Here is an 8,417-nt window from a genome sequence, read left to right on the forward strand (position 1 = left end):
CCGCTGGATACCGTTGATCGCTTGCTTGTCAGGTTATGATCTTAATTGCGGTCTATATAGCAATTATATTTTTAAAGCTTCATCAACGCCTAATGGTGGTGATATTAGTATAGAATATAAGATTGCTCAAAGAGACTGAGGAAATTCCTTAAATAGAAAAGCCGATTTCCTGTAAGTTAAGGAAAATCGGCTTTTTTTAATTTAGGTATTTATTTTCCTAGCTTTCATCTATGAGCATTTTGCATAAGCTCCTCAAGTCTAGTACGTACTCTTTTTTTACTCTATGTCTGCACTGAATTACCAAATTACCATCTCGGATTCAGGAGCCTTATAAAAAACTAAAAATATCTTAAGCATCAAATTTAATCTCTTTGAGCAATACGATAGTCTATACTACTATCACCACCATTAGGCGTTGGTACAGCTTTAAATTTATATTCGCTACTTAAGGAACCAACTGGAGCACTAATGTGGCCACTCTTACCTGGTGCGAGAGTTCTTTTCTGATCTCCATTAATTGTGATTCTTACGCTTACATTCCCAGTATTTTTAATCCAGAAATTCACGTTTTTCCCATTAGCACTTGATAATTTGTATGTAGTCGAAAATCCTGCTGTTCCTGAATGACTGCCACTTTTAGCTGCATAATCTTTCGACGAACTTTCAGTCGACTCCGCAAAAGCAGGTATAATACTAGTTCCAGCAATTAGACAAACTACCAGAGCAGATGATACTACTCCTTTGAAAACGAACTTAAGATTCACGATCAAGCACTCCTTATTAAATTTATTTGTAACTATTCCGCCTTTAGATAGTTACTTTTTTAAAATTACATGTCTGTACATTCCTGTTTCCGTAGAGGTAGTTCCGTAACGGAGTGCCTCTATTTGTGCTGTCTGTCAAATAAGATCGTAACAGGCTGAACAGTTACAATTTTTTTAATCCTAGTAACACAAATCTTCTTCTGTAATATTTTGTGTTCATTCATATTATATATATATATACATTTAATGATATAGTAAAAAAGTACCAGTCTGAACTTTTTTAGATCTGGATTTTGCAAAATTCGATTCCGGCTGCTGACGAACTAAACCGTTTCGCTCTAATGGACAAGCACATATATACTTACCCGAAGACAAAGGTGGTTTATATTCGTGATAATCCCAAAGGCTTCAACGTGAGCCTCGCTACTGTTATGATTACAGAATGGACTGCATGATAGCAGGTCACTCTCACTAAATGTGAAAATGGCTCTTGAAAGATCAAAGTTTTCCGCCGTTTGTTTTCTCACTAATTTTGACATCACACAAATGAATTATTGAACTAACGGAGAACGTTAGTGGAATAGCGGTTGCTTCGGCAGCCGTTTTTTATTTGTTCAACTATACCAGCTAATAGCTTGTCAATATTTAATTATTAATGAAGAAAACGAAGGGTGCTATACTAGTAAAAACGCATAACAAATAACCGTCCCATAGAATTTGGGAAGGCTTTCCTCGATATCTAAATGTTACTTATTCAGTCGACGCGGAAAGGCTCCTTCTTGGTCAATATCGCATAAATCCAATGGATCAGTTTATTTACACATGCGATCACGGCTACTTTAAACGGTTTACCTTCTGCTCGCTTTTTGTCGTAATAAGCCCTAATTTTCTTATTACGTGAGCTTCGCAAACCACATCGCACAGCTTGATATAAGGCTGTCCGGAGTCTCCTGGAACCGCGTTTGGTGATTGTATTTCGGGTTGCTGTAAACTTGCCGGAAGAAAAGACACTTGGATCAATACCGGCAAACGCAACTAGTTTCTTTGCATGATCGAACCGATCGATTTCTCCGATCTCAGCTAAAATTGTTGCAGCAATTTTAGTACCAATGCCGGGTATCGATTGGATTAAATCATACTCCAGTAATTCTTCAGCCAGGGCCTCTATTGATTTATCAAGTTTCGCTAGATGCTCCTGATACTGAAGAAGTAAATTAATAAACAGCTCCAATGAGATTAAATGACTCGGAAAAGCGGTCTCCCTGAAGGGATTTCGCTCTGCTGCAGCCATTAGTTTCTGTGATCGTTCCAATGACCACCGGTTAGAGGCGACATGTCCAACAAGGCGTTGTATGTTCGCTGTCACGTTTTCCTCAGACATCGCTAGCACCGATTGAGACGTTGGATACTGAGCTAGGAAACGAAGTGACACCTTAGAATAAAGGTCACCAAACACGCCGTGATACTCCGGAAAGACTTGATCCTATACCGCTTGAAACTGTAACTTTGCCTGGACATACATTTCAGTCAGTGACTCATGTTGCCGTGTCAGGTAACGCAGATTCATCAGATACTGACCCCGTTTTTTGTAAGGCTCCAGCTCTTCTTTGTAGACAATTCCCCCAGCTGGTGTGCGTCAGCAACATCCGTTTTCACTTTACGCAAATTCATCTTTTTCGCTTGGTGTGCTCATTTAGAAACTGTATAACTGGACTATGATAATGACCCGTTGCTTCCAACACAATGGCAGGACGCTGTCCAGCAAAGGACTCCACGTTTTGAGCATAACGAAGGAAGGACGCTAATCCCTCAAGATTGTGCTTGAATCGAAAGGTCTTTCCGTAGGGCGTTCCTCGATCTGAAAAAGCTTGTGCATGACTTTCCCCTTTAGTGACATCCAATCCAATGACAGGGTTCATTCAACCACTCCCGATATTATATTCGCCGGCAACCCCTAACCTTCTTGTCGTCCACATTATCGCATGTGATTCGGGATCATTGTCCCAACCAGCCTAATCATGGTTTAACAAGTAGGGGGGATGAACTGTATAGCTCTCGGGATCTAGCTCCCACGGGCAGAAACGTTCTATCCCCGGCTACCGCTATCTTACGACCACACAAAAATGAGGTCTACCAGAAAGATCTGGTGACCTCATAATACGATACAGTTAATAGAAGTAAGGAATAAATGTTTTTGTTTTTTTACGGTAACGTTCGAAATCATCGCCGTACTTCTCAGCAAGGTGCTTATCCAGCATCGGAATATTGTAGAATGCGAAGAAACAGAACAACCATAGTGGCACGAGCAATGCCCAAGCGTTCCATGCGACGAATGCCATCGCAAGCACCCATAACACATCGCCGAAATAGTTAATATGGATCGAATAGCGGAAGTAGCCGCCTGTGTACAGTTTTCCTTTATGTTCAGGATTTTGTTTCCATTGATGACGAAGCCATTCGGCATGCGAATTAAAGAGTGAACCTATGACGAAGATGACGACAAATACAATGTCCCATCCGTTCAACGGCTTGTTATGGGTCAAGCTGAGAAGAGGAATAACGATATAATACAACGAAAAAGCCGTCGGAACACTAAACGCCTCCTGCCATGACATAGGTCTTCTTAAAAGAAAAAACATCGTAAATTTCATCCGAACGAAAACGATTAAAATAAGGATGAATAGAAGCAAATTCCGTCCTGAGTCACCATTCGTTAAGTTCCAATGAAATACACCATTTAAAACCTCCGCGCCATCAAAAAAAAGCAGCCAGCCGGCAATTGCCAAAATAATCGTCTCTAGCATGAATAAGGTAAGGCGAGGATACCAATAGCCCGTGTTTTGATTGTACAGAGTTTTCATGTTGCGCCTCCTAGTTTTGAAATTAGATTAGATACTATTTCAAAACTTATAATAGCTCAACTTTATTTGATTCGCAATATAATTTTGAAATTTGACATCGCGATAGTTTAAAATTAAAGTTGGATAGTAGGGGTGATCGCAATTGAACGGATTTGAGAGACGAACGGAACAGAAGAAACAGCTTATATTAGCCATAACGAAAGAGAAGCTGAACCATGACAGGTTTCATAGAGCAACGATTAAAGAAATAGCCAAGGAAGCAAAAGTATCTCAAGTATCCATTTACAATTATTTCGGGAGCAAGGACGAGCTGTTATTTGAAGCTATCGGCGAAATGATGGAGGAACAGTTGAAGAGATATGAGCATTTATTAGAAGGCCAGATGTCTTACCCAAAGCTCATGTATACGGTAATGACGGAGGAAATGAAATTTGTTAAGGTCATTAATGACTGCATGAAGCAATCTGCTGATATTGTTGCGATGCAGGAGAGAGTGGATCGGTTTCTGGAGATGAAGTTCATTCCGTTTCTGCTGAGGCTTATTCAGCGTGGGCTGGAAGAGCAGTATATGGCAGAGGGCTTGAGGGAAGACGAACTGCTCTTTTATTTCAACATGTACCAGAAAGCGATGAACCAATTCCAAGAGACTGACCGTTCCGATCATGCTGTTATTTCCGAAGAACGCTTTATTCAATTTTTCTTCAAAGGTCTTATGGGCGATATGCGGGTTGCTAAAATAGAAAAGAGGTAATTCCAGTACCAATTAGGCTTTTCTTTATTTATGTAGGAACATTTGTGTCAATGAAAAATGCACAAATGTTCCTACATTATCGTTATTTGACGCTACCTACATTGTGGCGATGTTGGTTTATGTAAAAGCAATCATGTTATGCAAAATTTTAGTCGCACTTCATTGAGCTAACGGGCAGGATAGTTGAATAAAGAATGATATAATTAAAATTAATAAGTATACGATAAATAATGAGGTGAAAATCATGGAAACTTGTGCAGATGTTTTAATAGTTATCGATTTACAAAATGGTGTATGTTACAGCAAAGAGCTGTAAGATGACAAGAATATAGTCCGATTAATATCCGCGTAGATCGCGTTTTTTTGTTTTATCGGAACAAATTCTTGCCATTGCGCATTGTCAAGAATCTGTTCCGATTGCCGTTTGAGGCCAAGAATATAGTCCGAATGCCGATTAGCCGATCTGTATTTCTTTTAATATCGTTTATTTCTTTAAATATACCTAATTTAAAGGTGAATTACATATTGTGTCATATTATATAAATTGATGTTGAGTAAGTAGAGATTTTATTCGAGAATGAACGATAGTGGTAGCTAATTAAAACAGGGATGGTAGATTTAATAAAGAAGCTACTTCTTTTGAATAAGCGGACGTTTTTTTACGTTTGAAATCGATACTACAATTAGATTGACTAAACCAACCACATAAAATTAATTAACCCGCTCATCAAAATGAACTGCACCACAATTGTTAGACACAATCTAACAACTGTAGGTGCAGTTTTTTTGACGAGATTTACAATGACACAAAAAATAGACGCTGTTACACGATATCAAAATGGAAAGGAAAGTGTACTGGAAATTGCGAAAGGTTTAGGAGCGACGGCACTTCAAGCTAGTATTGAAGCTTTAGATGTAAGATGACAAGAATATGGTCCGATAGCCGATTGACTACCCGATGAGGCAAAGCTGTATCAGGTGAACACACCTGCATCACCATTGCGGCGTTCCCTTTGGGATATAATATGGTTGAAAATTAGCGAACACCATAACAACCCTCTATAAACTATTGATCATTTATTGCATTGATGCTCTCAGCTAAGGGGTACAAATCATGGGTCAATTAGCATTGACAATAAATGACGTGTCATTTATTATATATAGATAAATGACACGTCATTTAATTTAATGCGAAAAGAGGAATGTCTCATGTCGAAAATTCATGTTTGGCACACAGGGGAAGTCTATATTGATCAGGCCTTGGCATTCGAAGAGAAAACGATTCATCCAATGCCCCATACAGGATGGTTAAGACCAAAGGCAAAAAAGCGCTGGGTTCCTGTATCCGTTTACTTGATCGAACATCCGAAAGGTTTGATTTTAGTGGATACGGGATGGCATGAAGAGATGAGAACAAATCAAAGAAAGCATCTCGGGTTGTTTGCTTCATCCGTGATTAAAGGGAGGTTGCCGGAAGGAAAAGCTGTTCATGAGCAGCTTTCCAATTACGGCATAAAGCCGAACGAAATCGATTATGTTCTGATGACCCATTTACACTCGGATCATGTCAGCGGGATTAAGCATGTCTCCCAAGCTAAAAAAATATTGGTCAGTCAATTGGAATGGAAAGCGGCCCATCAGGAGTTCGGTTATAAAAAATCAATGTGGAACGGTGTGAATTTGACTCCATATCATCTAACGGAAATCCCCTACGGACCCTATAAGCTGGGACTTGATCTTTTTCAGGACGGTTCCGTTTATCTTGTTCATACGCCAGGACATAGCGCAGGCCAATTTTCCGTATTGGTTCAAACGGGAAATGGGTGGGTGTTATTGGCCAGCGATGTAGGTTATGCTGCAGCGTCGTTTACTCAAAACATTTTGCCTGGAGTGAAGACGAGTAAAATCGATGCACAACGTTCGTTGAATTGGGTAAGTGAGTTTTCCCAGAAAGAGGATTGTCTGATCGCAATGGCGAATCATGATCCAGAGATACAGTCGCAAATTATAGGCTGATTGCGATCAGGAGGAATCTATTTGAATACATCCGTCAAAGAAGTTGAAAAATTTCAATACCTTATTCTGGCCGTTCAACGGCAAGGGAACCGAATGTTTAATGCACTTCTGAACAAAACGGGAGTTACCCCTTCCTATGCAGAGGTGATCAAGGTGTTAGAACTTAGGCAACCGTTAACTTTAAAGGATTTAGGAAATCTGCTGATTTGCGAAACAGGCAGTCCATCAAGATTGGTTGAACGCATGGTAAAGGATGGGTGGATTGAGAAAATGATTCATCCTGAGGATTCAAGATTTGTTCTGCTGAAGCTGACGATTAAAGGGCAGGAAACAGCGGAAAAAGTAAAGATTATTGAAGGAGAGGTTTATGGTAGGATTGAAGAGAAGTTGTCTGAAAAAGAGATGCAAGTTATTAATGATAAATTAGGAAAATTCCTTCAAGATTTCCCTATACACGAAACTTTGATTCATCGCGGTTATCTATAAAACTTGCCTTTCAGAAAGCGCGGAAAATTGTATCACAAGGCATGAATCCGCCGATTTTGCATACGCTAAGACACTTTGAAATAAATCATCTAGCTATATAATAAGTATAGAAAGTTACATCAAGGCGAAGGCGAAGCTCAATGATCATTCAGAAGAAGCAATTCACCTGCTTTGCGAGGGCAGGGTGGATTGCTTCTTTCATTTTCAAAAAAGAAATTTAAATTTATTTATTTGGTATGGTATGGGCTTCTTTATCGAAACAGATTCTTGTCATTAAGCATTGTCAAGAATATAGTCAGATTGCCGTGATTTACTCCTAATAGAATGATACTGAAGACGATTTAGACTTACTTTAATTAGGTTTAGATTCTTGTCATTTATCGGAACACATTCTTGTCATCCGACAAGAGCATTTATTTGGATTACAAGAATTACTTTCTAAAGTAAATGAAAGAATCTCTTTGTATAGAAAGTTACATAAACAAATTATTTTTGTTCAACATTGTGATGAGGAATTAGTACCTGGAGAAGAACTTTGGGCTATTAATGCTAAAATTGATGTTCAAAAACAAGATTTCTTGATTAAAAAAATACATGCAAATTCTTTTTACAGAACGAACTTAAAAGAAATTTTAGATCAATTAAATGCACATAGTATAGAATTTTGTGGTGCCCAAACCGAATACTGTATGGATGCTACTATTAAATTTGCTCATGGACTGGGTTACAGAAACTTTATGGTACCAAACGCGACCTCCACATTGAATAATTCATTTATGTCTGCAAAAGAGACGATAAATTTTTATGGAAATATGTGGAGTCATAGATATTTAGAGTTCATAGAAGATGAATATTAAAATGAACGTATAATAATCAATTTATGGTGTGTTATTAATACTACTAAACTATCGGGGAACTTTAGTTGAATGATACACATTAATGAGCAGGCGCTACGGTAGCGTGCTGTTTTCATTGAAGTAACGGGCAGTAGAGTGAAATATTGGTGGATTATCACTGGATTATAATATAATATGTAATTAAATGAAACTCAGTTTTATACAATGAAACCAAGGAGGCGGTAATATGTCTTATAATTTTACGGGGATTGATCATCTTCAGTTAGCTGCTCCTGAAGGTTGCGAACAAGATGCAAGGAGTTTTTTTGCCGACTTATTAGGCTGGGTGGAAATACCAAAGCCTGAAAATCTCAGAAAACGTGGTGGAGTATGGTTTCAATGTGGAACTCACCAAGTACACATTGGAGTTCAAAAGGACTTTGTTGCCGCCACAAAAGCCCATCCCGCATTTCATGTACACAATGTAGACTCGTTACGTGAATATTTACTTCAAAAAAATATCCAAGTGATTGATGATGAGGCACGAGCTAATGAAGGTGTAAAACGTTTCTATTTGAACGACCCTTTTGGTAATCGTCTTGAATTTCTTGAATGGCTATAAGGCACTATCTGTAATCGGTTGTTACGCTCCCTCGAAATGATTTAGTTTTCTCACGCAGGCTCATGAATTCGCAGGATTTCA

The 8,417-nt window shown here is 38.7% G+C and carries 8 protein-coding genes and 2 pseudogenes; 7 read left to right on the forward strand and 3 right to left on the reverse strand.

Going from position 1 to position 8,417, the window contains the following annotated elements; all coding sequences use genetic code 11:
• Positions 1 to 362 precede the first annotated feature (362 nt).
• The 3 genes and pseudogenes from IEY53_RS34180 to IEY53_RS34190 form a co-directional block, all read right to left on the reverse strand.
• Entirely contained in the window at positions 363 to 764 is a 402-nt protein-coding gene (locus IEY53_RS34180) for a hypothetical protein (RefSeq protein WP_189032739.1), read from the reverse strand.
• Positions 765 to 1,518: 754 nt separating this feature from the next.
• Positions 1,519 to 2,683: pseudogene (locus IEY53_RS34185) on the reverse strand (IS110 family RNA-guided transposase).
• A gap of 249 nt (positions 2,684 to 2,932) precedes the next feature.
• On the reverse strand, positions 2,933 to 3,625 hold the full coding sequence (locus IEY53_RS34190; RefSeq protein WP_068538178.1) for a DUF1295 domain-containing protein: 693 nt from the start codon (positions 3,623 to 3,625) through the stop codon (positions 2,933 to 2,935).
• Positions 3,626 to 3,767: 142 nt separating this feature from the next.
• Between IEY53_RS34190 and IEY53_RS34195 the strand changes: the two genes are divergently transcribed.
• The 7 genes and pseudogenes from IEY53_RS34195 (at position 3,768) to IEY53_RS34215 (ending at position 8,336) form a co-directional block, all read left to right on the forward strand.
• On the forward strand, positions 3,768 to 4,376 hold the full coding sequence (locus IEY53_RS34195; RefSeq protein WP_068538177.1) for a TetR/AcrR family transcriptional regulator: 609 nt from the start codon (positions 3,768 to 3,770) through the stop codon (positions 4,374 to 4,376).
• 244 nt (positions 4,377 to 4,620) lie between these two features.
• Positions 4,621 to 4,686: pseudogene (locus IEY53_RS36230) on the forward strand (cysteine hydrolase family protein); the annotation flags it as partial.
• A gap of 491 nt (positions 4,687 to 5,177) precedes the next feature.
• The gene (locus tag IEY53_RS35815; RefSeq protein WP_268240842.1) at positions 5,178 to 5,300 is read left to right on the forward strand and encodes a hypothetical protein; all 123 of its coding nucleotides are present in this window, start codon (positions 5,178 to 5,180) and stop codon (positions 5,298 to 5,300) included.
• 285 nt (positions 5,301 to 5,585) lie between these two features.
• The gene (locus IEY53_RS34200) at positions 5,586 to 6,392 is read left to right on the forward strand and encodes an N-acyl homoserine lactonase family protein (RefSeq protein WP_189032741.1); all 807 of its coding nucleotides are present in this window, start codon (positions 5,586 to 5,588) and stop codon (positions 6,390 to 6,392) included.
• Positions 6,393 to 6,413: 21 nt separating this feature from the next.
• Positions 6,414 to 6,878, forward strand: a complete 465-nt coding sequence (locus tag IEY53_RS34205; RefSeq protein WP_189032743.1) for a MarR family winged helix-turn-helix transcriptional regulator — start codon at positions 6,414 to 6,416, stop codon at positions 6,876 to 6,878.
• Between the two features lie 389 nt (positions 6,879 to 7,267).
• Positions 7,268 to 7,735 (forward strand): isochorismatase family protein, encoded by a 468-nt coding sequence (locus IEY53_RS34210; RefSeq protein ID WP_189032747.1) that lies wholly within the window; start codon positions 7,268 to 7,270, stop codon positions 7,733 to 7,735.
• A 226-nt stretch (positions 7,736 to 7,961) separates the two neighbouring features.
• A complete protein-coding gene (locus IEY53_RS34215) occupies positions 7,962 to 8,336 on the forward strand; it encodes a VOC family protein (protein ID WP_189032745.1) in 375 nt (124 codons plus the stop codon).
• Positions 8,337 to 8,417 lie beyond the last annotated feature (81 nt).

The organism is Paenibacillus albidus (assembly GCF_014644435.1).
GTDB classification, from domain to species: Bacteria; Bacillota; Bacilli; order Paenibacillales; family Paenibacillaceae; genus Paenibacillus_AQ; species Paenibacillus_AQ albidus.

What these genes read in the sequence shown, in the direction of transcription:
- IEY53_RS34190 (WP_068538178.1), bottom strand. Translation starts at nt 3,625, where the DNA reads ATGAAAACTCTGTACAATCAAAACACGGGCTATTGGTATCCTCGCCTT.
- IEY53_RS35815 (WP_268240842.1), top strand. Translation starts at nt 5,178, where the DNA reads ATGACACAAAAAATAGACGCTGTTACACGATATCAAAATGGAAAGGAA.
- IEY53_RS34200 (WP_189032741.1), top strand. Translation starts at nt 5,586, where the DNA reads ATGTCGAAAATTCATGTTTGGCACACAGGGGAAGTCTATATTGATCAG.
- IEY53_RS34215 (WP_189032745.1), top strand. Translation starts at nt 7,962, where the DNA reads ATGTCTTATAATTTTACGGGGATTGATCATCTTCAGTTAGCTGCTCCT.